The organism is Parabacteroides caeci (assembly GCF_023656795.1).
GTDB classification, from domain to species: Bacteria; Bacteroidota; Bacteroidia; order Bacteroidales; family Tannerellaceae; genus Parabacteroides; species Parabacteroides segnis.
In genome coordinates this window covers 98,736-124,506 of record NZ_JAMOKT010000001.1, presented here as the reverse complement: position 1 = coordinate 124,506, position 25,771 = coordinate 98,736, and the positions used below count along the sequence as shown (strand labels likewise).

The 25,771-nt window shown below is 45.7% G+C and carries 16 protein-coding genes and 1 pseudogene; 7 read left to right on the top strand and 10 right to left on the bottom strand.

Annotated features, from left to right (window positions below):
- The first annotated feature begins 77 nt into the window (after positions 1 to 77).
- Together NBH15_RS00455 and NBH15_RS00450 are read left to right on the top strand one after the other, a co-directional pair.
- The gene (locus NBH15_RS00455; protein WP_250821729.1) at positions 78 to 2,363 is read left to right on the top strand and encodes an NADP-dependent malic enzyme; all 2,286 of its coding nucleotides are present in this window, start codon (positions 78 to 80) and stop codon (positions 2,361 to 2,363) included.
- 126 nt (positions 2,364 to 2,489) lie between these two features.
- Positions 2,490 to 3,293 carry a Fic family protein gene (locus NBH15_RS00450; RefSeq protein ID WP_244051012.1) on the top strand — a complete coding sequence of 268 codons (804 nt, stop codon included), beginning with the start codon at positions 2,490 to 2,492 and terminating at the stop codon, positions 3,291 to 3,293.
- 16 nt (positions 3,294 to 3,309) lie between these two features.
- Here NBH15_RS00450 and bamJ read toward each other — a convergent pair whose 3' ends face one another.
- Together bamJ and NBH15_RS00440 are read right to left on the bottom strand one after the other, a co-directional pair.
- On the bottom strand, positions 3,310 to 3,717 hold the full coding sequence (gene bamJ / locus NBH15_RS00445; protein ID WP_128133473.1) for a BamJ family beta-barrel-assembly machinery protein: 408 nt from the start codon (positions 3,715 to 3,717) through the stop codon (positions 3,310 to 3,312).
- Positions 3,718 to 4,071: 354 nt separating this feature from the next.
- A complete protein-coding gene (locus NBH15_RS00440; RefSeq protein ID WP_128133959.1) occupies positions 4,072 to 5,082 on the bottom strand; it encodes an IS110 family RNA-guided transposase in 1,011 nt (336 codons plus the stop codon).
- Positions 5,083 to 5,491: 409 nt separating this feature from the next.
- Here NBH15_RS00440 and NBH15_RS00435 point away from each other — a divergent pair, with 409 nt between their 5' ends.
- Genes NBH15_RS00435 through NBH15_RS00425 form a run of 3 tightly spaced genes read left to right on the top strand, consistent with a single transcriptional unit; the run spans position 5,492 to position 11,190 of the window.
- Positions 5,492 to 6,898 carry an efflux transporter outer membrane subunit gene (locus NBH15_RS00435; protein WP_250821728.1) on the top strand — a complete coding sequence of 469 codons (1,407 nt, stop codon included), beginning with the start codon at positions 5,492 to 5,494 and terminating at the stop codon, positions 6,896 to 6,898.
- Positions 6,899 to 6,932: 34 nt separating this feature from the next.
- A complete protein-coding gene (locus NBH15_RS00430) occupies positions 6,933 to 8,048 on the top strand; it encodes an efflux RND transporter periplasmic adaptor subunit (RefSeq protein ID WP_128133960.1) in 1,116 nt (371 codons plus the stop codon).
- A gap of 7 nt (positions 8,049 to 8,055) precedes the next feature.
- Positions 8,056 to 11,190 carry an efflux RND transporter permease subunit gene (locus tag NBH15_RS00425; RefSeq protein WP_250821727.1) on the top strand — a complete coding sequence of 1,045 codons (3,135 nt, stop codon included), beginning with the start codon at positions 8,056 to 8,058 and terminating at the stop codon, positions 11,188 to 11,190.
- Between the two features lie 98 nt (positions 11,191 to 11,288).
- Here the strand turns inward: NBH15_RS00425 and NBH15_RS00420 are convergent, their stop codons facing one another.
- Positions 11,289 to 15,218: an AlbA family DNA-binding domain-containing protein gene (locus NBH15_RS00420; protein WP_128133962.1), complete on the bottom strand. Its 3,930-nt coding sequence runs from the start codon at positions 15,216 to 15,218 to the stop codon at positions 11,289 to 11,291.
- 328 nt (positions 15,219 to 15,546) lie between these two features.
- Here NBH15_RS00420 and NBH15_RS00415 point away from each other — a divergent pair, with 328 nt between their 5' ends.
- Positions 15,547 to 17,013 (top strand): catalase, encoded by a 1,467-nt coding sequence (locus tag NBH15_RS00415; protein ID WP_128133963.1) that lies wholly within the window; start codon positions 15,547 to 15,549, stop codon positions 17,011 to 17,013.
- Positions 17,014 to 17,196: 183 nt separating this feature from the next.
- On the opposite strand, the gene NBH15_RS00410 is transcribed toward NBH15_RS00415, so the two are convergent.
- The 7 genes and pseudogenes from NBH15_RS00410 to NBH15_RS00380 all read right to left on the bottom strand — a co-directional run bounded on the left by NBH15_RS00410 (position 17,197) and on the right by NBH15_RS00380 (position 23,662).
- Entirely contained in the window at positions 17,197 to 18,039 is an 843-nt protein-coding gene (locus tag NBH15_RS00410) for an aldo/keto reductase (RefSeq protein WP_250821726.1), read from the bottom strand.
- A gap of 31 nt (positions 18,040 to 18,070) precedes the next feature.
- Positions 18,071 to 18,343: pseudogene (locus NBH15_RS00405) on the bottom strand (MBL fold metallo-hydrolase); the annotation flags it as partial.
- Between the two features lie 217 nt (positions 18,344 to 18,560).
- On the bottom strand, positions 18,561 to 18,932 hold the full coding sequence (locus tag NBH15_RS00400; protein WP_128133965.1) for a YbaN family protein: 372 nt from the start codon (positions 18,930 to 18,932) through the stop codon (positions 18,561 to 18,563).
- 2 nt (positions 18,933 to 18,934) lie between these two features.
- Positions 18,935 to 19,909, bottom strand: a complete 975-nt coding sequence (gene fmt / locus NBH15_RS00395) for a methionyl-tRNA formyltransferase (protein ID WP_244051010.1) — start codon at positions 19,907 to 19,909, stop codon at positions 18,935 to 18,937.
- A 3-nt stretch (positions 19,910 to 19,912) separates the two neighbouring features.
- Complete coding sequence (locus NBH15_RS00390) at positions 19,913 to 21,697, bottom strand: chloride channel protein (RefSeq protein WP_128133966.1); 1,785 nt, start codon at positions 21,695 to 21,697, stop codon at positions 19,913 to 19,915.
- A gap of 1 nt (position 21,698) precedes the next feature.
- Positions 21,699 to 23,099, bottom strand: coding sequence for a sugar transferase (locus tag NBH15_RS00385; protein ID WP_128133967.1), 1,401 nt, complete (start codon positions 23,097 to 23,099; stop codon positions 21,699 to 21,701).
- A 2-nt stretch (positions 23,100 to 23,101) separates the two neighbouring features.
- Positions 23,102 to 23,662, bottom strand: coding sequence for an L-threonylcarbamoyladenylate synthase (locus tag NBH15_RS00380; RefSeq protein ID WP_010802933.1), 561 nt, complete (start codon positions 23,660 to 23,662; stop codon positions 23,102 to 23,104).
- Positions 23,663 to 24,040: 378 nt separating this feature from the next.
- Between NBH15_RS00380 and recJ the strand changes: the two genes are divergently transcribed.
- Positions 24,041 to 25,765, top strand: coding sequence for a single-stranded-DNA-specific exonuclease RecJ (recJ, locus tag NBH15_RS00375; protein ID WP_007657149.1), 1,725 nt, complete (start codon positions 24,041 to 24,043; stop codon positions 25,763 to 25,765).
- Positions 25,766 to 25,771: the final 6 nt, after the last annotated feature.

The following is a 25,771-nucleotide window of genomic DNA, read 5'->3' as shown; positions in this document are numbered from 1 at the left end:
ATACTATATATCTAATAATTTGTTACTTTTGTGGGCGATTTTAAAACGTACACAAAATCTACAAATATCATAAGTCTATGGCAAAGATAACAAAAGAGGAAGCACTTCGGTATCATTCCGAAGGCAAACCCGGAAAGATCGAAGTAATTCCAACAAAACCCTATAGTACACAAACAGATTTATCATTGGCTTATTCTCCCGGTGTGGCAGAGCCTTGCCTGGAAATAGAGAAAGAACCGCTTGATGCCTATAAATATACATCAAAAGGTAATCTGGTAGCCGTTATCTCTAACGGTACCGCTGTTTTGGGACTGGGTAATATCGGAGCGCTTGCCGGCAAACCGGTTATGGAAGGCAAAGGCCTCCTGTTTAAAATCTTCGCAGGAATCGATGTATTCGATATCGAAGTGGACCAGAAAGATCCCGATAAGTTCATCGAAACCGTAAAAGCAATCGCCCCTACTTTTGGTGGTATCAACCTGGAAGATATCAAAGCGCCCGAATGTTTCCAGATTGAACAGCGACTGAAAGCGGAACTGGATATTCCGGTGATGCACGACGACCAGCACGGTACGGCAATCATCTCCGGTGCCGGTCTGCTCAATGCGCTTGAAATAGTCGGAAAGAAGATTGAAGATGTAAAAATCGTTGTCAACGGTGCAGGCGCCGCTTCCATCTCTTGTACGAAACTGTATGTGATGCTGGGAGCCCGCAAGGAAAACATCATTATGTGTGATAGTAAAGGGGTTATCTCTACGCATCGTACCGACCTGAACGAATCGAAGAAGGAGTTTGCTACTACAAGAGATATAAAGACGCTGGAAGAAGCCGTTGTCGGTACAGACGTATTTCTGGGATTGTCTGTTGCCAATGTGCTGACACAAGAGATGGTGCGTTCCATGAACGAAAACCCGATCGTATTCGCTCTGGCTAATCCGAATCCGGAAATTTCATACGCCGATGCAATGGCATCACGCGAAGATATTATTTTCGCAACAGGACGTTCGGACTATCCGAATCAGATCAATAATGTATTAGGATTCCCGTATATCTTCCGCGGAGCATTGGATACACATGCCAAAGCAATCAACGAAGAGATGAAACTGGCCGCCGTACATGCCATCGCCGAACTGGCAAAAGAACCGGTTCCCGATGTGGTAAATGCAGCGTATAAACTGAAACGTACGACTTTCGGACGCGATTATATCCTGCCGAAAGCACTCGACCCACGGTTGTTGACACGAGTATCGGTTGCTGTTGCCAAAGCAGCTATCGAGTCGGGTGTCTCACGCAAAACAATCACAGACTGGGAAGGCTATGCCAACCATTTGCGTGAAATGATGGGTTATGATAATAAACTACTCCGTTCCTTCACCGATATGGCAAAAGCAAATCCGAAACGTGTGGTATTTGCCGAAGCCAACCACGTGAACATGCTGAAAGCTGCTGTAGAAGCCAAAGCCGAAGGAATCTGTTATCCGATCCTGTTAGGCAATGAAGAACGTTTGGAAAAAATTGCTGCCGAAGAAAACCTGAGCCTGGAAGGTATCGAAATCGTCAACCTGCGCCACGACCGTGAAGAAGAACGCCGCGACCGCTACGCCCGTATCCTTTCTGAAAAGAGAGCACGCGAAGGCGTTACTTTCTCGGAAGCACGCGAAAAGATGGTCGGTCGGAACGCTTTCGGTATGATGATGGTGGCAACCGGCGATGCGGATGCATTTATCACAGGTGTTTACAGCCGTTATTCGGAAGTGACAAAGTTGGCGGAAGAGATCATCGGTATCCGTCCGACATACGATCATTTCGGTGCCATGAACATTGTAACTTGCAAAAAGGGTACTTTCTTTATGGCAGATACGCTGATTAACCGTCATCCGTCAACAGAAGTCCTGATCGACATTGCCCGCCTGACGCATGATGCGGTGAAGTTCTTCGCGCACGATCCGGTTATCTCGATGGTATCTTATTCAAACTTCGGTTCCGATAAACAGGGAAGCCCGCTGAAAGTACACGGCGCTATCGAATACCTTCACAAGAATCACCCGGAAATCGTCGTAGACGGTGAAATGCAGGTAAACTTTGCATTAGACAAGAAGTTGCGCGACGATATGTATCCGTTCAACAAGCTGAAAGGCAAAGATGTAAACACATTGGTATTCCCGAACCTGAGTTCGGCCAACAGTGCTTACAAACTATTGCTCGAAATGGGTGTCGTAGAAACCATCGGCCCGATCCAGATGGGATTGAACAAACCGATTCATTTCACCGACGTAGAAAGCTCTACCCGCGACATCCTCAACCTGACAACCGTTGCCGTTGTAGATGCAATCGTACAGGAGCAAATTGAAAAAGGAGAATAAGAACTTTATTCTTTATATAGGAAGAGGCTGTGCAGAACAGCCTCTTTTTTTGTATCCTATTGAAGCACCAAAATACAAATATAAGGCATATATTTGCATTCAGTCAAACAATAGAAGATTCGATCTATGTACGAAAACGAAATAAAAGAATATGACCAGTTGGTCAAAGAATATAAAGAACAGATTTCTGACAGGTTCTCAAAAGAGGATTTCATTACCTACAATGAAATTCTTTTCTCAACACACAACTGTGCCATCGAAGGTAATTCGTTTTCGGTAGATGAAACACGTATCCTGAAAGAAAAGGGATTAGGTATGATTCCGCAAGGAAAACCATTAGTTGAAGCTTTTGAAATACTGGATCATTTCAGTGCATACGAATACATGATCAAAAACTTAGAAGGTCCCCTGACTGAAGAGTATATTAAAAAGTTACATTTCATCCTGACTGAACATACGCTTGCCTACAGGCATCCCGGAGCTACTCCCGGTGAATATACAGATGTTGATATGTGTGCGGGAGATACAATATTCGGCGATCACGAAGAATTAATACAAAGAGTCCCCCATCTACTGGAATCAACAGAAAAAGCACTTGAAAAAGGAATCCACCCCATGGTTGTAGCCGGTTTATTTCATGGTTATTTCGAATATCTCCATCCTTTCAGGGATGGAAACGAGCGCATAGGACGCCTGCTTGCAAATCGTATCCTTCTACAAAAAGAACTTCCTCTCCTGATAATCAGAAACGATGACAGAGCCGAATATATAAATTGCCTGAAATGTATCCGCAAAGAAAATACGCATGAATATCTCATACATTTTTTCTTCCGGACAGCCATGAACAGGATGAGCAATGAAATTGCGGAAAAAAAGAATCTTACCCGGAACTTCTCAAAAGGCTTTTTAGATGAATTCCTCAAAGCGTAAGTAATCCCGATAATCTTCAGGCAATCCCCAGTAACTCCACCTCAAAGATTAACGTTGAAAATGCAGGAATCGGACCGGAAGCCCGGTTACCATATCCTACTGTATAAGGGATATAAATAACCCATTTATCCCCTACATGCATTTGTTGAAGTGCAATCTGCCATCCTTCGATAACCTGGTTCAGACGGAAGGCCTCCGGGCAGTTGCGTTCGTATGAATTATCAAATTCGCGCCCATTCATCAGAGTCCCCCGATAATGAACGGAAACAACGTTATCCAACTGGGGAGAAACAGTACCGCTCCCCTGCTCCGTTACTTTATATAATATCCCGCCAGCCAGTTTCTTTACACCTTCCTGTGAAGCTATTTCTTCCAGATACCGCAGATTTTGCTCTTTATATTCTTCTTTCCTGTTCTTTGCCATTTTTATATTATTCTCCGTTACCGGAATTTTGTTAATTCAGTTAATTCAGTTAATTCAGTTAATTCAGTTATTATCAGAATTGAACTATCCTGTCATCAACCTCACTTGACTATTGCAGGTCTATTTGCCGTCTGCTTTAGCTGACGGACTAGTAAAGAATCTATCTCTTTGGACTTTAGTCCCATTTCTTAAAGCTTTCTATCTGAGAGAAATGTGGCTAAAGCCAAAAAAGAACCTGCTTATAAACCGTCAGCTAAAGCAGACGGCAAATGAACCTGTAACAGATGAGTCACATTGACAGTTGGATAGCTCAATTATTTCTAAATTGGCACATTGGCTCATATTCTTATGATTTTAGCAAATAAATTCCGGTAAAATAGGAGAATAAAATTCATTCCTTTTGATAACAGCGAACATTCTTGCTACCAGTTTAGCCCGTAGAGCATTGATGATGGTCATTTTATTCTTTCCTTCATCCACTTTGCGTTCATAATATGCTTTCAGCTCACCACTTTTTCTATGTATTACAGCTACAGCTGACATATGCAACAGTGTTTTTATATACTTACAAGCTCTCTGCGAGACTCTGTTTTTCGAATGCTGGCTACTTCCTGAAGTATAAGCAAATGGAGCTACACCAGCATAGCAACAGAACTGCCTGGGGCTTTCAAAACGTGTAAAGGCTTCCGTCACTATTATCATATTCATGGCCACAACGCGCCCGATCCCATCTATGAACATTAATAAATCCATCTGCCGGCTTAATACTTTTGTTGACTCTATTATTTTATTCATCTCTTCTTCTATCCTTTTCAAAACCTCTTCCAAGGATTGCATTAATATTCTCAGTCTACCAGATTTGCTTTTGTATATTGCTTTGGGCAGATAATCTTTCTGATCTGTCATCTGTGCTTTATATTTCGATAAATCAACCAGATATAACGTGCGCTCCGCTTCCAATTGTTTCAAACGAGTCAATTCTTCAGACGGTCGTTTATAATAAGTTGCCTTATCATAAAAACGGGATGCGTACATAGCAATACGTTTAGCATCAACCTTATCGTTTTTTCCTCGAGTCATGCCTGAAGAGTACTTTATCTGTGTAGGATTTTCAATCCACAGTTTACAATCGGTGGATTTACAGGCACAAATCAATGGATATGTGTACTGACCCGTATGTTCTGCACAAATTAAAAAATCTTCATTTGCCATATTCAAATTCTGCTTTAATCCGTTGATCATCTTTACTATAGCTTGCGGATGATTACTCACTTGTTCCTCTGTTACAACTTTAGAATCACAAATAACACAGATGTCCAATTTCTTTTTTGATACATCTACACCGATAAAATAAAAGTTTTCCATATTTTTGTATAACCCAATTTTAAAGAGAGAAAGGAACGAGAACTTAGCCTAATAACCTTAACAACGAAGGTGTTATATTCTTATATAGGTCTGGGTTCCGGAGAGACAGAGAGTCCTAATATGAGCATGAAGCTTATTCTAATTTTCTACTGGTTCACTCACTGTCTTCCTTTCTTTCAATGATTTAACATTCTACAAAACTATTCTTTTCTATTTTATCGAAATCCTATGCGCCAAAACTAAGGTTATTTTCTATACTTGTAACATCCTCAATAAACCAAGTGGTAGAGCCGAGCAAACAGATTGTTATACCGGCTCCTTATTCCTTTCGGGCACAAAGATAAATCTTTCGATTATTCAAACCTATTTGTTCTCTAATCTGTTATGAATTAAATCTAAACAAAAAGTTATGCACATAAGTACATGGTGTTATACTATGCTTTGCCTTTTTCTGCCAATGACGCTGATGGCACAGGCTAAGCATAAGTACCTCGATCACGCATTGCCGGAAGCGTGGCAGGAGAATGACAGTAATTTCCAACAAACCCTACCCGTTGATGACAACTGGTGGAGGAATTTCAATGATCCGGTATTGGATTCCCTGATCGATGTGGCCGTGAAGCAGAACTATTCTGTGCAGATGGCTGCCGATCGTATCGCTATGGCGAAAGCCAACCTGCGCATACAACAGGGCAGTTATTCACCGACGCTGGGACTATCGGCGGGATGGAACCGGCAACAAAGCAGCGGCAACACCAGTAGTTTGCCGCAAACAATCACCCAATATGCCGATGCCTCGCTCTCCATGAGTTGGGAAATCGACGTATTCGGTAGTATCCGTAACCGGGTGAAAGCGCAGAAAGAGAATTTCGCTGCCTCCAAAGAAGAATACAACGCCGTCATGGTATCGCTTTGTGCACAGGTCGCATCGGCCTACATCAACCTGCGTGAACTGCAACAGGAGGTCGATGTAGTCACCCAAAACTGTCTGTCGCAACAGGCTGTAGTCGAAATCACCCAGAAAAGGTATGAAACCGGCCTGGTGTCAAAACTGGATGTGGCACAGGCACAATCCGTATATTACAGTACCAAGGCCTCGCTCCCCATGCTGGAAGCAGGTATCATCCAGTACACGAATGCCCTGGCTGTGCTGATGGGACTGTATCCGCAAGACGTTAAAGGACTGATCGACCATCCGCGCCCCCTGCCCGATTACATCGAAACCGTCGGAGTAGGATTCCCCGCCAACCTGTTACTGCGTCGTCCGGATATCCGTTCTGCCGAACGCCAGGTCAACGCCCAGGCCGCGACATTGGGTGCATCCAAATCCGACTGGTGGCCGCAGGTTTTCGTCAAAGGTTCCATCGGATTCGCTTCTCACGACATCGATAAGATAGCCAACCATAACAGCCTGACATATGAAATCGCACCCGCCATCTCCTGGAATTTCTTCCAGGGAGGCAAACTGGCACAGGCAACCCGCCTGGCAAAAGTCCAGTTAGACGAAACAATCAGGCAGTTCAACGAAACCGTCCTCACCTCCGTACAGGAAGTCGATAACGCGATGAGTTCCTATAAAAACTCCATCAAACAAATCGTCGCCCTCCGCGAAGTAGTCAACCAGGGCCAGCAAACGCTCGACCTCTCACTCGACCTGTATAAACAGGGACTGACGCCGTTTCAGAATGTACTGGATGCGCAACGCTCGCTGCTGTCGTATGAGAATCAATTGACACAAGCCAAAGGCCAGTCGCTCGTCTATCTGATTCAGCTCTACCAGGCACTGGGCGGAGGCTGGGACGAAAACGGGTATTAAGAAAGGTTAGTTTACCAAACTAAAAAACACAAATATGAAAACATCTGTCAGAATCGCCCTGATCGCCTTGTCGGTCCTTACGCTGGCATCGTGCAAAGGGAAAAAGCAACCGGCGGAAACAGCCGCCCCTTCCATCAGCGTGGCAACACCGGAAGTAAAAGATATTACGCTGACAAAAGACTATCCCGGTTATCTGAGTTCGGAATTGACCGTCAATCTGGTGGCCCGGGTAAACGGTTATCTCCGGACCTCCCACCTGGTGGCCGGCAGCAAAGTGAAGAAGGGAGAACTCATCTTCGTGATCGAGCCCGACACTTATCAGGATAATGTGACCCAGGCCGAGGCGGCACTTAAAACCTCCAAAGCGCAACTCGACTATGCCCGCAGCAATTACGAGCGGATGAAAGAAGCCGCCAAAAGCGGAGCCGTCAGCCAGATACAGGTATTGCAGGCCCAATCGACCGCACAGGAAATGGAAGCATCCGTCCGTAATTCGGAAGCCGAACTGAATACGGCACGCACCAACCTCAGCTACTGCTATATCCGTGCCCCGTTCGACGGACGAATCACCCGGGCCACTTACGACATCGGCAATTATATCAACGGGGCGGCGCAACCCGTCACGCTGGCTACCCTTTATAAAGATGACAAAATGTTCGTCAACTTCAATATAGAAGATAACCAGTTTATGAAAATGATGATTACCGCTGCCCAAAACGAGTCGACCGTCAAACTGCCGGAAACAATCGCCGTACATCTGGGAGACAACGGACGGCAAAACTACACCGGACAGTTGGATTATTTCTCTCCCAATGTCGACCTGTCGACCGGAACACTGAATGTCCGTGCCAACCTGGATAACAAGGACGGCGAACTGAAAAGCGGATTATACGTCACCATCACCCTGCCCTACAGCGAAAAGCGGGATGCCGTCCTGGTACGCGACGCCTCCATCGGCACCGACCAGCTGGGCAAATATCTTTATATCGTAAACGATTCCAATATCGTACGGTACCGTCATATAGAACCGGGACAGTTGGTAGACGACACCTTACGCCAGGTCGTCAGCGGACTTGAACCGAACGAACGTTACGTCACCACCGCTTTATTGAAAGTGCGTGACGGAATGAGTATTACCCCTATAAAATAAGAACGTCATGGTAAAATTCTTTATAAACAGACCCATCTTTGCCACCGTTCTTGCCCTGATTATCGTGGTTGCGGGATTGGTCACACTCAACGTATTACCCATCGCCCAATATCCGGATATCACACCGCCTACCGTACAGGTTTCGGCAGTTTATCCGGGAGCCGATGCGCAGACGGTTTCACAAACCGTCGGACTGCCTATCGAGCAACAGGTGAACGGTGTGGACGGAATGCTTTATATGAGCTCCAACTCTTCCAGTTCGGGCGCTTACTCGCTGACCATCACTTTTGCTGTCGGTACGGACATCGACATGGCTACCGTCATGGTACAAAACCGTGTCAGCATTGCACAAAGCAGTCTGCCGGAAGCAGTAATCGTACAAGGAATCACGACTAAAAAGCAATCATCCAACATCGTGATGATGCTTTCCCTCACTTCCAGGGATTCTCTTTACGACGGACTTTATCTGAGCAACTATGCCAGCCTGAACCTGACCGACCAGCTGGCCCGTCTGCCGGGAGTCGGTTCGGTAAGTGTCATGGGAGCCGGCAACTACAGCATGCGTATCTGGCTCAACCCCGAAGTCATGCGCATCCGCAACCTGACGCCGGATATGGTTTTCCAGGCTATCTCGACACAGAACAGGCAGGTTTCTGCCGGTTACGTAGGCCAGCCAATTGCAGAGGCGAACAATCCTTATCAATACACCCTGACCGTAAAAGGCCGGCTGACTACGCCGGAGGAATTTGGCAATATCATCCTGCGGACAGAGCAAGGCGGTAAAATACTCCGGCTGAAAGATATTGCCCGTATCGAACTGGGCAGTTCCTCCTACAACGTGACTTCACGGTTACGGGGACAACAGGCTGCCGCCATTGCCATCTACCAGCTGCCCGGCTCCAACTCGCTGGAAGTATCCAAAGCTGTACGGGCAAAGATGGAAGAGATTGCCTCCACCCTTCCGCAAGGCGTCGAATACGGCGTTACTCTGGACACGACAGAAGTCATCAACGCTTCTATCGACGAAGTGTTGGTGACTTTCCTGGAGACAACAGCCCTGGTTGTCCTGGTTATTTTCCTTTTCCTCCAGAATTTCCGGGCGGTAATCATTCCCTGCCTCAGTATTCCTGTTTCATTGATAGGAACGCTGGCTGTCATGGGGGCATTGGGATTCTCGGTCAACACATTAACGTTATTCGGATTGATCCTGGCGATTGCCATTGTGGTAGACGACGCAATCATTGTCGTCGAGAACTCGTCGCGATACATGGATACCGGGAAATATACGGCACGCGAAGCGGTAACAAAAGCGATGGGCGAACTTGTCGGGCCGGTTATCGGTGTCGTATTGGTTCTGTTGGCGGTATTTATCCCGACCACTTTTATTGGCGGCATCTCCGGACAACTTTACAAACAGTTCGCCCTGACGATTGCTGCCGCAACCGTCCTGAGCGGCATCAACTCATTGACATTGACACCGGCACTCTGCGCCCTGTTCCTGCGCGTCACTAACGACCCGAAGTTTGTCGTCTTCAAAGCCTTCAATAAGGTATACGACAAAACGCAGAAGATCTACGACGATGTTGTCGACCGCATGTTGAAACATCAGCTGGTCACATTGATAATCTTCCTGATCGTTTCAGCTACGGCAGCCGTCATGTTCATGCGCTGGCCTTCGACCTTCATCCCGGAAGAAGACGACGGATATTTCATTATCTCCAGCCAGTTGCCACCGGCTTCGAGCCTGCCACGCACCGAAGCCGTCAGCCAGAAAATCAACAAGATACTGGACACTTATCCGGAAGTCAAAACCTATATGGGAATAAACGGTTTCTCTGTGATGGGAGGCGGCGAACTGTCGAATACCGGTACCTATTTTGTCGTACTGAAGAACTGGAGTGAACGAAAAGGGAAAGGTCATACGGCACAAGATGTCGTCACCCGCTTCAACCGGGAAGCCTATGGCATCCAGGAAGCACAGATCTTTGCCTTGGTTCCTCCCGCCATTCCCGGCCTGGGTGCTTCCGGCGGTCTGCAACTCCAACTGGAAGACCGCAAGAACCTGGGACCGACCGAAATGCAGCATGCCATACAGACATTGCTGGAAACATACCGTACCAAACCTCAACTTCTGAGTTTATCCAGTATGTATCAGGCGAATGTTCCCCAATACCGTCTGAATATCGACCGCGACAAAGTGCAGTTACTGGGATTACAGTTGAGCGATGTCTTCTCCACCCTCAGCTATTACATGGGAGCCGCCTATGTAAATGACTTTGTCGAGTTCGGGCGTATCTATCAGGTCAAGATTGAAGCCGGCGGACAGGCGCAAAAGGTCATCGATGATGTTATGCGGTTGAGTTTGGAAAACAGTTCCGGCAAGATGGTTCCTTTCTCCGCTTTTACGGAAGCGAAACAACAATTGGGACTGGACCAGATTAACCTGTATAATATGTATTCTTCTGCCTCCATCACTTGTATTGCCAATCCGAAATACAGTTCGGGAGAAGCCATACAGGCGATGGAAGAACTCATACAGGAACAGCTGGGCGACAATTTCGGTTACGAATGGACCTCCGTCGCCTATCAGGAGACCAAAGCCGGCTCGACCACGATGTTGATATTCGGTATGGCTTTACTGGTGGCCTTCCTGGTTCTTTCGGCACAATATGAAAGTTGGACAAGTCCGCTGGCAGCCATCATGGGATTGCCGATCGCCTTGCTGGGAGCCATTCTCGGTTGTTTCATTATGGGAGTGCCCGTCAGCGTCTACACGCAAATCGGGATTATCCTGCTGATAGCCCTCTCTGCAAAGAACGGTATCCTGATTGTCGAATTTGCCCGCGACTACCGTGCCGCCGGTAATCCGATACGCGAAGCGGCCCTCGAAGCCGGACACGTCCGCCTGCGCCCCATCCTGATGACTTCGTTCGCTTTTGTACTCGGAGTCATGCCGTTATTGTTTGCCACCGGAGCAGGGGCAGCCAGCCGTGTATCATTGGGGGCAGCCGTCGTATTCGGCATGGCCATCAATACGATTTTTGCGACCGCCTTTATCCCCAGCTTCTACGAATGGATGCAAACCTTCCAGGAGAAATGGCTGGACAAAGCCTCTCCCAATAAAACTGCAACTAAAGCCTGATGCAGGTCTTTAGATTGTAAAAAGAGGATGCGCCAAAAGACTGTAACTTTTCGACGCATCCTCTTATCTATTCTGTTGCGGAATGATCACCAATATGATCAGAAAGTAATCCCGCACATAGAACTGAGTACTTCCACATCCGATTTATAAACGGTATGTTCCCATCGCCGTCCGGCATTGTACTGGTCAAATTCCTTCAACGACAATTTATCTTCATTAAGGGTTCCGACCTGTTCGGCAGACAGGATCTCTGCATAGACGAACGTTCCTTTATCCGGTTCGAGTACAAGCGTATTACGGGGTTGAATGCTCATCGACTTTTCAAAATCATCCAATGCTATAATACGGAATCTTTTCTCCCCGTCTTTATCCGCGATCAGCAAAAGATAGTCTGTTTTATGAGCCGGAGACAAAAAGAGCAGTCCGTCTACCGAATCGATGAATGCCAGTGGAGTATTGGGTTGCGATATTCCTTTTTTCAGATTCGACAGGCCGACCTCGCCATTGGCGAAAACTGCAACCAGGATATCCTCTTTATCTTCCGGATTATAAGAGAACAGGACTTTTCCCTCGCCTCCCCAAACACCTATTTTGGGACTGGGAGAACTGGCGATCTTTCCATTGGCAAACAAAGAAACGAATAAGTGCCCCGGCGTATATCCGTGGTCCGGTTTCTTTATCAGGGGGTTCGTTCGCAAACCGGATGTTTTGCACGCATACGCTTTGTTTTTAGCTTTTCCCTTCTCATTGTCTTTTTTTATCTCGCGCATCGGCGGAAGAACGGTCTCTTCTTTTACCTCTACTTCCGGCAGGAGAAAAATCTCCTGTTGCACATTACTGTCTTGTTGTACCTTAAAAATGTATTCTTTCCGTTCCTCGCTGAAGAATACCGGAAACTCAGGCTTCTTAGGTGTTGAATCCAGTTTCAGTGTACGCCTTTGTTTAACAAACTCGTCCACATTGCACACCGCCTTTGCCATACTTGAACTGCCTGTTCGGGTATATACAACCCCTTTCACCTTCACCACTTCATTGATCGGCACCACCCTAAAGGCCAATACCATCCTCCCGTCTTCATATTCATAGATCCGGCAACGGATATTTTCCTGATACCGGTTCCGGTCTTCTTCTTTTTCTCCCAACTGGCAAATGATACTTCTGTTGACTTCACGAAGGTAGACATCGCTGTCGTTACGGGCAAATTTCAAATCCTCTGCCAACCCGTTCAGATAACCTTTGTCGTTGACGCCGATATAAAGCGTTCCTCCGTCTGTATTCATGAAAGAGGCGATGACACGGGCCAAGACGACACTCTGATCTTCGCCGGCATTTTTATTGGCATGAATAAAGGCCGATGTCTTAAATTCCTTCTCCATGCCTTCGTGCCCGAAGTAGACCGGAACATATGTCTTCTTTTCTTTCCCGGGTTCCTTAAAGCCCAACAGCAAGTTGATGCTTTTATAGATAACCTCCTGCAACTCCGTATCTTTCTCCCTCAGAAAACGAACAATACTGAAATAGCGGGCCAATTCCGAAACAAGCGGGTTCTTGTCCTGCATAAAAGAGTTCAAGAGCGACAAAGAGTCTTTTTCATACAACGTCTGCATCACCCGTATCACCTGCCGGCACTGTTTCAGATTACGGCCATAACGGTTTATATCCATGAGCTCCATCTTCTTCAGCAGATCGCGGAACTTTTGTATGTTCGCTTCCGAAAAACGGGTATGATAAGGCTCCGTCATCAGCACTTCTACATTATATATATAGTCGGCACAAAGTTGGTAATAACTAGCCAACGCCTGGTTGCCGGTGAAGTTACACAAGAGACTCAATATGTTATATACATTGAACCGTTCGGTAGAATCATCCAGTTCCAAAACCAGCGAATCCACGCAAAAGATCAGTTCGCGCACCAGTTCGATCGTTAATGCCGGGTTATCAGCAAGCGTGCTCTTCACCTCTTTTTCCACTACTTCTTTGCTTTCTTCCATATCGCAAGGAGTAATATTCACATTTTCCAGGCTCAGATCTTTCAGGGCAACGAAAAAAGGGTTATTCTCTTTCTTCTGTTCGGTCAATAACACGGAGTCGCCGTCTCCTTTATAAATCTCTTTTGTCAGGAATATAAAGAAATCGCGTATATTCTCCAACACGGACCGGTCGAAAGCCGCATGGTCAGGACGAGGCACATGCGACTGTACATTGATCGTATTTTTCAGTTTGTGGGAAAGGAGACCGACATATTCAACCTTAAAGATATCTCCGATCCGGTATTTTTTATGCGAGGTCAAAGCAGTCGTAGCCGTAGCTCCGGACGAAAGCAACCACCAGACTTTCCCGTCACGAACTTCGACTACCTTCCCCAACAATGCTTTCCGCCGTACACATTCCGGATAAATAAATTCATTGAAATCCTGTATCAGGGATAAAAGAATTTCACCTTTCTCCACTTCTTTTATTTTAGCCTGAAACAATTGGTTGACAGAAAACAGATCGGAAAATCCGGGAATCATGCTATAACAGGAATTGATATAGGCAAAAGGCAAACGGGCTTTCATTCCCTGATAAGTTTTGTCGATTATTTCCGCATACATCGACATCGATTCTTTATTAATCGATAAAATACGAATATTTACCCGCTCGTTAGGCGAAGGATAGACAATCCCCGGAAATTCTTCTTCCGACTTCTTCGCAGTAAATGCTTCTTCTTCAGGAAACATCTCGACAACCGGTTTGCTGCCCTGCAAAGAAAGAGGAAAATCTTCCGCCAGCTGCTTCCAGTACAACCTGTAATCTTTTATGGTCTTACAGGCATCGAACGAACAGACCGGTTTATCGAATAAGGCCACAAACAACCTGTTATTCAACACGGACGCCCGGTCTTTGCGCCCTTTCCATAAAAGGGAAGCATGGGGCAAATGTGTACTGAGCGTAAAACCATCGTTATCGAGTGTCAGCGTATTCGATGCATTGCTATACTGTTGCCACTTAAGTGCCTGCTCAAAAACAGGACAGGCAGCATCTTCAATTGGTATCGTAACGAGTTGTTCCAACATACGCCTTTCATCATAATCACACAAACTGTCCCAGCGGATTTTGCCGTTCAGCCGGTTTTCTCCGGTTAACAGCGTATACGATTTATTTTTCAATACACCACCATAAACAGAAGGGATACGGGATAAATACCGGCAAATACGTGCAGCAATCACCGCCCGGTCAGAATCGGCAACTTCTGCCTCTTTCGATACCAGGTAGAGGAAAGCATGTATTTGTATCGCATTCGTAATAACCGGATGGACAGTGTTCCATTCATCCATGTACCATACTTCGGCAGTCTTATCTTCCACCGCCTGCGCTTTTCTTTTTAACAGGCTGTATAACTCTGCAAGTTCGTTTTTCCCGATTCGGTTGCTTGCTATCAGTTCATTGATCAAACGGATAACCAACATCAAAGCATTCGTCAGAACATCCGTGTCATAGGATAAAAGATATAATATCTGCCGGATTTCTTTTTCTGCATGCCAAAGATTCCCGCTCGCTTTCAACCTGAACAGTATGCTCGCCAGCCGAGATTCGGTCCTTTTATCCAAAATGCATTTACATGCTTCTATTTTCCCTTGCAGATTATCCATCCGCCGAAAGATTTCCTCCCGCTTCAGCTCCACATCATCTTTATAGACAGACTGCAAGTAATCCGATCCTTCACTGATCCACTTAAAAATATCCAAAGCAAGAGTAAACGCTCCGATCGCATTTTTCCTGTCTTTCTGCAAACATTCTGCATGCAGTTCTTCGAAAGCAGCGATTGCCTCTATCCAGGAAACATCATTATTCCGATATAATAGCTGTGCTTTCCTTAATAAAAGATTCGATATATGGTAACTGGACGGACATCTGTTCTTTACAATCCCTATATCCAAAGAGGTGTGAGCTGATATATAATTTACAGTCTTCGTAAAATCAATACGGGTCGATCCTTCCAGTGAAAGATTGTTTTCATATAAAGTGTTTATAGTCAGATCAGTCATATGCGTTATTCAGTTTTTTTAGTTCATATTTTTATTCAAAGCCAACAATTAGGCAAACGCCTTGATTCCTGAAGGCTAAATATACTACAATAATCTGAAAAACCAAATGAGATTGATAATTAATATCAAATCTTTATCAAGCCGGACAACCGTTTGTTGTTTCTCCTGATAAATAACCCTTATCCGCCTATCAAAATTACCTATTTGATTTCTGCTGAATAACATTTTACTTTTGTTCAATAATTAAAAACAAAAGCTGTGTCCGTTCGGTTACATTAATATTCAACGGTAGAATGTCGTCGACTATATACAGATAAAAAATTCATCTATGGAGAACAAGAAACTCACAGCTGCCAACGGTCGTCCCGTAGCAGACAATCAGAACATCCAGACAGTAGGTCCGCGTGGACAAGTGTTATTACAAGATCCGTGGTTTTTGGAGAAACTGGCCCATTTCGACCGCGAAGTTATTCCCGAAAGACGTATGCATGCCAAAGGCTCCGGAGCATTCGGTACTTTCACTGTCACACATGACATTACAAAGTACACAAAAGCAGCAATCTTCAGTGAAGTAGGCAAGCAGACCGAATGTTTCGTCCGCTTCTCCACTGTTGCCGGCGAACGCGGAGCGGCCGATGCCGAACGTGATATCCGCGGCTTTGCCATGAAGTTTTATACGGAAGAAGGTAACTGGGATTTAGTCGGAAACAATACTCCGGTATTTTTCCTGCGCGACCCGCTGAAGTTTCCCGACCTTAATCACGCCGTCAAAAGAGATCCGAAAACAAACATGCGCAGTGCAAACAACAACTGGGATTTCTGGACGTTACTTCCTGAAGCATTGCATCAGGTCACCATTACAATGAGCTCACGTGGAATCCCTTACTCCTATCGTCACATGCATGGATTCGGTAGTCATACGTATAGCTTTATCAATGCAAAGAACGAACGTATCTGGGTGAAATTCCACCTGCGGACATTACAGGGAATCAAGAACCTGACAGACCAGGAAGCAGAAGCAATCATCGCCAAAGACCGCGAGTCGCATCAGCGTGATTTGTTTGAAAGCATTGAAAAGGGAGATTTCCCTAAATGGAAATTCCAGATTCAGTTGATGACGGAAGAGCAGGCAGACAACTATCGTATCAATCCGTTCGACCTGACAAAAGTATGGCCGCACGGCGACTTCCCGCTGCAAGACGTGGGCATCCTTGAACTGAACCGTAATCCGGAAAACTATTTCGCCGATGTGGAACAAGCCGCATTCAACCCGATAAATACAGTAGAAGGTATCGGCTTCTCTCCCGACAAGATGCTTCAGGGACGCCTTTTCTCTTATGGCGATGCACAACGCTACCGTCTGGGAGTCAACTCCGAACAAATACCGGTAAACAAACCCCGCTGTCCTTTCCATGCTTATCACCGCGACGGAGCTATGCGTGTAGACGGAAACTACGGTGCCGCAAAAGGATACGAACCGAACAGCTACGGCGAATGGCAGGACTCTCCCGAAAAGAAAGAACCGCCTTTGAAAGCGAACGGCGACATCTATAATTATAACGAACGCGAATACGATGACGATTATTACAGCCAGCCGGGTGCTTTATTCCGCCTGATGCCGCCTGACGAACAGCAGCTATTATTCGAAAACACCGCCCGTCAGATCGGTGGTGCCGAACTGTTCATCCAGCAACGTCACGTACGCAACTGTTACAAAGCCGATCCTGCTTATGGCAAAGGCATTGCCGATGCGTTAGGCATCAGTCTGGAAGATGCACTGAAAGAAACAAGATAATCACTTGCGAAGGGGTTCCAGTTTCCTTAGGAGGAAACGCGCGTTTCCTGCCTGGGAAACTGGAATTCCCTCCGCAGGAAATTACCGTTTCCTAGGCAGGGAACTGGAGTTTCCTGAGCACGGAACTACGAGGAAACTGTAATCAACTCACAATTAGCCAATAAAGCCTTTTTCGTTACTTCATTATTTTACCAGATCAATCAGCCATTTCACCATCTCCGGGTCGTAATGCGAGAAGAACAGACTTTTGGCCTTATCGAGTCCGGCTATAGCCTGCATATCTTCTTCCGTCAGGACAAAATCAAACACTTCCATATTCTGAATCATGCGCTCCTTGTGAGTTGATTTGGGAATGACGATGACACCGCGCTGGATAAGGAAACGCAAAGCGGTTTGTGCCACTGATTTTCCATACTTCTCCCCTATCGTTTTCAGTACTTCGTTTGTGAAGAAATCGTTCCGTCCTTCGGCAAACGGACCCCACGACATAACACGGGTGCCGTAGCGCTCCATGATTTTCTGCGGTTCTATCTGCTGGTTGAAGACGTGTGTTTCCACTTGATTGACAGCCGGCTTTATTTCACAAAACTCTGCCAGGTCGATAAAACGGTCGGGATAGAAGTTACTTACGCCGATGGCGCGTGCCTTGCCTGCTTTACAGGCCTCTTCCATGGCACGATAAGTACCGTAATAATCGTTGAAAGGCTGATGAATCAGGAGCAGGTCGATGTAATCGCTTTGCAGTTTGCGCAGGGATTCGTCGATAGATGCTTTTGCTTTTTCATAGCCTCCGTTGGATATCCAGACTTTGGTGGTGATAAATACCTCGCTCCGGGAAATACCGCTTTTAACAAGCGCATTTCCAACCCCTTCTTCATTAAAATAAGCCTGTGCGGTGTCGATAGAACGGTAGCCGACACTCAAAGCATCCAGTACGCAACGTTCACATTCTTCGGGTGTCACCTGATAGACACCATAACCCAAAATCGGCATTTCCACGCCGTTGTTCAATTTTACTGTTTCCATAATTTATTTAATTGTTTTACGTGATACAAAATTACCGGACCTCCAACTCTACTACCTGTCCAATCTCCGGGGCAATCAGGTCCAACGAGTTTCGGGTAGCTGCTTCAAGTTCATTCTTCAACGGTTCGTCCCAGGGATGACGGGCAAGTGCGTATTTGGAATGATGGACAGTGACGAGCCTTTTCGCTTTCAGATCACGGGCAGCCTCACCTAGGGCAGCCGGCATCAGATGGATATGTTGCCAGTCTTCGTTATATTGTCCGTTTTCCAGAATAGCCAGATCAATGTCCGGAAATGCAATACCAGCCACTCCCAATACGATCAGTATACCTATAATTATTCCTGCTATCATACGCCACTTACTCTTTTTTATTAAGTTCATAAACCGAGTTCTTTGTTTTTATTGATGATACAAAAATAGAACAATCCGGCGAGGTTGTTGGTAGACGAATTACAGATATAATTACCATTATTACAGTATCTATCCGTTACTCTCCTAATTATATACGGCTAAAGAAATTTTACTTTTTTGTAGGAAACGAAAGAATATGCCAGGTCACCCCGATACTTATCAGGATCAGCAAGATTTTCACCCAAAGATATTCAATAAGGAAAAGAGAAGTAAGAATGGCAGACAGCCACATCACCGCCACCGAGATAATCTTTGAACGTAGCGGGATTGCTTTGTCTACCAGATAATTTCGGATATACGGTCCGAAATAACGGTTATCCATCGCCCGGTTATATAACTTTTCGGAACTACGGATATAAAACCAGCAGGTAAGTAACCAGAAAGGAGTAGTCGGGAGCAACGGAACAAATACGCCGACTGCTCCCAATATCAGGAAGAAAGAACCCAGTGTTATATAGATAATGCGCCTGGTTTCCTTCATTATTATTCTACTGTATAATCACCGATTTGTTTGAAACCGTTGAGGAAATCTTTTATTTCCATCCGTTTCTTTCCGGCCAGCTGCAACGTCAGGAAACGAATATAACCGTCTTCAACAGCCACATCGACATAACTCTTTGCATCCGTACAGATAGTGCCGGTTGCCAGGTCATGCGAAGCCGGACGCTTTTCCGTCTTATACACTTTCAACGCCATGCGGCTTCCGTCCGGAGCAACCAACTCCGTCCATGCAGCAGGATAAGGAGAGAGCCCGCGGACAAAATCATAGATCTTCTTCAATGGTTGATTCCAGTTTATCCGACAAGTTTCCTTAAATATTTTCGGAGCCGGGCGAAGTTCTGCCGGGTCTTTAAAAAACTCTTCCTGGGGAACGGCATCCACTTTTCCTTCCAGCAACAAGTCCACCGTTTCCGTCACCAGGCCGGCACCCATAGTCATCAGGGCATCGTGTACGATTCCGACATCATCCGTATCGGCTATCGACAAATGTTTCTGACGGATAATCTTGCCGGTATCTATTTCATGTGTCAGGAAGAAGGTGGTCACACCCGTTTCCGTATCGCCATTAATCACCGCCCAGTTGATGGGAGCCGCCCCACGGTACTGCGGCAGCAAAGACGCATGAAGATTGAATGTTCCGAAACGGGGCATATTCCAGACAACCTCCGGCAGCATACGGAAGGCGACTACAATCTGCAAATCAGCCTCCAAAGCACGCAACTCAGCGAGGAATGCCTCATCTTTCAACTTCTCCGGCTGCAAGACAGGAAGGTTCTGCGACACGGCATATTCCTTCACCGGGCTTGCCTGCAAGACACTTCCGTGACGTCCGACCGGTTTGTCCGGCATCGTAATCACTCCTACTACATTATATCCGCCTTCAACTAAGGCTTTCAGGCTCTCCACCGCAAAATCGGGGGTGCCCATATATACAATCCGTAACTCTTTTTTTTCCATCTTTTAATCTCCTGAAAAGTTTTCTACCAATACTTCGCGGTATGAATTAAATATCTTCGATTTCGACATAAAGCCGACATAACGTCCTTCTTCATCCACCACGGGAAGGTTCCAAGCCTTTGTATCATCAAAAACACCCATGATTTGCTCCATCGGTGTCCCGATACATATCTTAGCCGGAGCCGACACCATGAACTTGGATACATGGAACCTGTTATATAACTCCGGACGGAACATAATGTTGCGGATATTATCCAGCAACACGATTCCCAGCAAAACGCCCTTTTCATCGACTACCGGGAACGAGTTACGTCCGCTCTTTGCAATCACCTTCACCATATCTCCCAGCGACATTTCCGGAGAAACGACCTGGAAGTCCTTTTCAATCACGCTATCCGTATTCAGCAAAGTCAGTACGGCGCGGTCTTTATGATGGGTCAGCAATTCACCTTTCTGTGCCAGACGCATCGAATAGATACTGTGAGGCTCGAACATCAGAATCGTCAGGTACGAACTGATGGAAACAATCATCAGCGGCAGGAAAAGGTCGTATCCACCGGTAAGTTCCGCAATCAGAAACACACCGGTAAGCGGCGCATGCATGACGCCCGACATAATTCCCGCCATCCCCAACAATGCAAAATTCTTCTCAGAGATATACATGGTGAAAGGGAAATAATTGGAAGCATGCGCAAAAAGGAAACCGGAAATACAACCCAGATACAAGCTCGGTGCAAAGATACCACCACATCCCCCGCCGGCATTGGTCGCACTCGAGGCAAACACTTTAGTCAGCAGAATCAGGAACAGGAATACCAGGATTCCCCAGTAAGTATCATTCAAATCATAGAACAAACTCTTATCCATTATATGGGAGAACTGCCCGTTCAGCAACGAACCAATCGTGTCGTAACCTTCACCATACAACGGAGGGAAAAGAAAGATAAGCACACTCAGCATAACACCGCCGAGCAGGAACTTCTTCCAGTACACACCCAACTTGCGGTACATCCCTTCCACCCGGTTCATCACCCGCGTAAAATAAAGAGAAACCAATCCGCAGAAGACACCCAGCAACAACACGTATGGGATACGTTCTATCTCGAACACTTCTGTCTGCGAGAATTTAAACATCGCTTCCGTCCCCGTAAAAATATAGGAAACCGTCGCCGCCGTCACCGATGAAATCAGCAAAGGCAACACCGACGTCATCGTCAGGTCAAGCAACAAGACCTCGATCACAAAAACCAACCCGGCAATCGGCGCCTTAAAGATACCGGCAATTGCACCTGCCGCACCGCAACCGACTAACAGCATCAACGTCTTCTGCTCCATCCGGAACAGGCGTCCGAGATTGGAACCGATGGCCGCTCCCGTCAGTACAATCGGAGCCTCCGCTCCTACCGAACCACCAAAACCAATCGTCACCGAACTGGCAACAATGGAAGTCCAGGTATTATGAGGCTTGATACGGCTTTTGCGCTGCGAAATAGCATAGAGGATTTTCGTTACCCCATGGCTGATATCGTCACGCACAATATACTTTACAAACAACCCTGCCAGCAAAATACCGATTACCGGATAAAGCAGGTACAGGTAATTCACCCCGCTCACATCAAAATTCCCAGTAAGTAAATGCTGAATCAGGTGTATCAACTGTTTCAGGATAATCGCAGACGCTGCCGTGCATATTCCGACCAGGAAACTGATTACCAGAATAAAATGCTTTTCTTTTATATGCTTGTCCCTCCACAACAGGAACCTGTAAAATAAACCTTCTTTTGCCATTTCAAATACCTTTACCTGTAAATACCGTTCTCACCGTATAAATCAAAATTGTTATATCCAGCACTAACGACATATTTTCATAATATAATATATCATACTTTAAACGCTCTATCATCTTATCGACATCATTGGCATAACCGTATTTCACCATTCCCAATGAAGTAATACCCGGTCTCACATTATGCAACAAATAATAAAAAGGAGCTTTTTTCACAATCTGGTCGATAAAATACTTCCGTTCCGGCCGTGGACCGACGATTGACATATCGCCTTTCAGTACATTCCAGAACTGCGGAAACTCGTCCAGCCGGTATTTCCTCAATATATGGCCGAACGGAGTAATCCGTTTATCCTTCTCCGATGAAAGCAGAGGGCCGTTATCTTCCGCATCCACATACATCGTCCGGAACTTATAGATATAAAAAGGTTTCCCCATATATCCAATCCGTTCCTGACGGAAAAAGACCGGTCCCAGCGAATCTTTCTTCACCCGCCAGGCTATATAAAGATACATCGGCGAAAATATCAGCAAGACCAACACAGAGACAACCTTATCCATCACAAACTTTATATTCTTTTCCACCGCCGACAGGTTATTCTCCGTCACATTCACCAGCGGAATCCCGCGGATTGTCTTTATCTTCACCTGCGACAACATACTCAACTTATCCGCCAACACCTTGATTGGCAGTTTATAATGATAAAGCGAATAAAGAATCGTAAGCAGTTTTTTGTTGTCCTCCGTTTCGGCAGCCAGTACCAGTTCATCAATTTTCTTATCTGCCACAACCGAAGCCAATCCGGATAAAGTTCCGGCAACCAGCTCTTTCTCCACTTCTACCGGAGCCGCATCATCTTCGGGAATAAAACCTGAAATATGGTATCCCATCCGGTGCAAATCACCTGCAATACGGGTTGCTTTCTTCCCGGCACCGATAATGAGCACGTTCATTGCCAACTCCCGGCTTTTAATCTTCCGCAAACCGCTCTGTGTAATTACCAGGCGGGGAATATACGTCAGAAAGAACTGCAATCCGAGAAGGACGAAGAACAACTCATAATAAATATGGAAAGAGCGAGGCAAATCATTCAGCACCACAACAAAAAATATAAATACCACTCCGATTAGTGTCGTCACAAACGTAGAGAATAACTCCGTCAGTCTTGACTTACCGAATGGTTTGTTGTAGTAACCCGAAAAATAATATAATATCAGCCAAAAGAACGGAACGAACAACTGTCCCTTCACCACCTGTACATACCCCAGATAGCTGGTAAAGGAAGTAGCGCCCTCATATACTGCCAGTTCTTCATAGCGCAGCCAGTTAAATAAAAACCAGGCTACGGCTGCCGATATAAAATCCGATAATATGTATTTTGCGGCCTCTCTGCTTCTTTTCATTATTATCTGATCACCTGAATAAGACCTCCGGCACCCAATTTAATGATGTTCGACGGTTGTGCCTTGCTCATATCATCCTGGCGGTAGGAAACGATATAATCCACACCATTCTTTATTACCTCGGACACTTCAGAGAAATTGGCCGGAGACAATTCCCCGCTCACATTGGCAGAAGTAGAGACCAACGGTTTACGGAAACGCTCACATAACTTATGGGAAAATTCTTCATTGGTAATACGGATACCTACACTACCGTCGTCAGCCAGCAGATTCTTTGCCAGGTTCTTCGCATTCGAATAAATAATAGTCAGCGGCTTGTCCGCTACTTCTATCAAATCCCAGGCAATATCCGGAATATCGTTCACGTACATATTTAATTTGGCAGAACTATCCATAAGAACCAGCATAGCCTTATTGTCTGCTCTTCTCTTTAACTCGTACACACGCTGTACGGCATCCTCGTTGGTCGCATCGCAACCAATCCCCCAGATAGTATCTGTCGGATAAAGGATTATACCCCCTTCCTGCATCACTTCGCAGGCTTTTTTAATATCTTCCGTCATTGTTTTTTAAAATATTGTGACAAATATACAGGTTTATTTTCCAACTAACGATATAAACAGAAAATAATTGTATGCCACAACCACCGCCAAGCAAATGAAAGTTTTCCACCGCCGGCTGATACCATTGAACAACCATAGGAAGTGTATCAGGTTTCACAAACTGGAAATTTTATTGTTAATATTTCGCCAGCCCCACCAAAATTCTCCATTTTAATTTCTAACTTTACGGATTCAAAAATAATAATTTGCCAATAGTCCAATATGCAAATGTGCCAATCCTGGAAATCAGGATTTTATAAGGTATTATCATTAGCATATGGGCACATTAGTAATTGGCACATTATTTTTAGGGAGATAAAAAGAAAAAAACAATATATAATGATTAACAAATGGAATTTTCAAACCCCGACAGAAGAAGAATTACATAAGAGAGATGCACTGGCAGCCGAAATCGGTTTCAGCCCGGTCATCTGTCTCCTGCTTGTTCAGAGAGGGATTACGACGGCCGAAGAAGCCAGAAAATTCTTTAAACCCAATCTGAACGATCTGCATGACCCGTTCCTGATGCCGGATATGGATAAGGCGGTGAAACGGTTGAACAGAGCCTTGGGCAATAAAGAAAAGATTCTGGTTTACGGCGACTACGATGTAGACGGTACGACTGCCGTATCGCTTGTGTATAAGTATTTAAGACCCTATTCATCGACGTTGGATTATTATATCCCCGACCGGTATGACGAAGGGTACGGTATTTCTTATAAAGGGATTGATTATGCCTCCGACAACGGAGTCACATTAATTATTTCGCTCGACTGTGGAATCAAAGCAATCGAAAAGATTGAGTATGCAAAGACAAAAGGCATTGACTTTATTATCTGTGACCATCACATGCCGGATGATACATTGCCCGATGCCGTTGCGGTGTTGGATGCTAAACGCGTTGATTCCATCTATCCGTACGAGCATCTGTCCGGTTGTGGCGTAGGCTTCAAATTTATGCAGGCTTTTGCCAAAAGCAATAACTTCCCTTTCTCCGAACTGGAGAAATTACTGGAACTGACGGCTGTCAGCATTGCATCCGATATCGTGCCTATTACGGGAGAAAACCGTATCCTGGCTTATTACGGACTAAAGCAATTGAACAGTAATCCCAGCCTGGGACTGAAAGGCATCATCGACATCTGCGGACTTACCGGGAAAGAGATAACCATCAGCGACATCGTTTTCAAGATCGGTCCGCGCATCAATGCATCCGGACGGATGATGAACGGAAAAGAAGCAGTCGACCTGCTTCTCGCCAAAGATGTAGAATCAGCCCGCGAGAAGAGTGAAAACATCAACCAATACAATGACGAACGACGCGAACTCGATAAGAAAATAACCGACGAGGCCAACGCCATCATCGATGAATTCGCCAATATGGAAGACCGGAAAGCGATAATCGTTTACAATCCCGGCTGGCATAAAGGAGTTATCGGAATCGTTGCGTCGCGCCTGACGGAAAAATATTACCGCCCGGCTGTTGTGCTGACTAAATCATCCGAACTAATCACCGGTTCTGCCCGCTCAGTTACCGGTTTCGACATTTATAAGGCAATAGAGAACTGCCGTGACTTACTGGAAAACTTCGGGGGACATACCTATGCCGCCGGCCTTTCTCTGAAAGAAGAAAATCTGGACGAATTTACCGAGCGTTTCCTGAAGCTGGCTGCCGACGAGATTATCCCCGAACAGATGATCCCGCAAATCGACATTGACGCCGTTCTCGACCTGAAGGACATCAATACCAAGTTCATGAGCGAACTGAAAAAGATGAATCCTTTCGGACCGGACAACCAGAAACCGGTATTCTGCTCGTTGAACGTGAAAGATTACGGAACAAGCAAGCTGGTCGGCAAAGAACTGGAACATATCAAGTTGGAACTGATAGACGACAAATCGAACACGCCCATCCATGGCATCGCTTTCGGAATGCATCAGCACAGCCCGCATATTAAAGGGATGAAACCTTTTAATATCTGCTATACGATTGAAGAGAATACATATAACGGAAACACGACCTTGCAACTCATGGTTAAAGACATAAAGGTCGATGACATATGAAGGGAA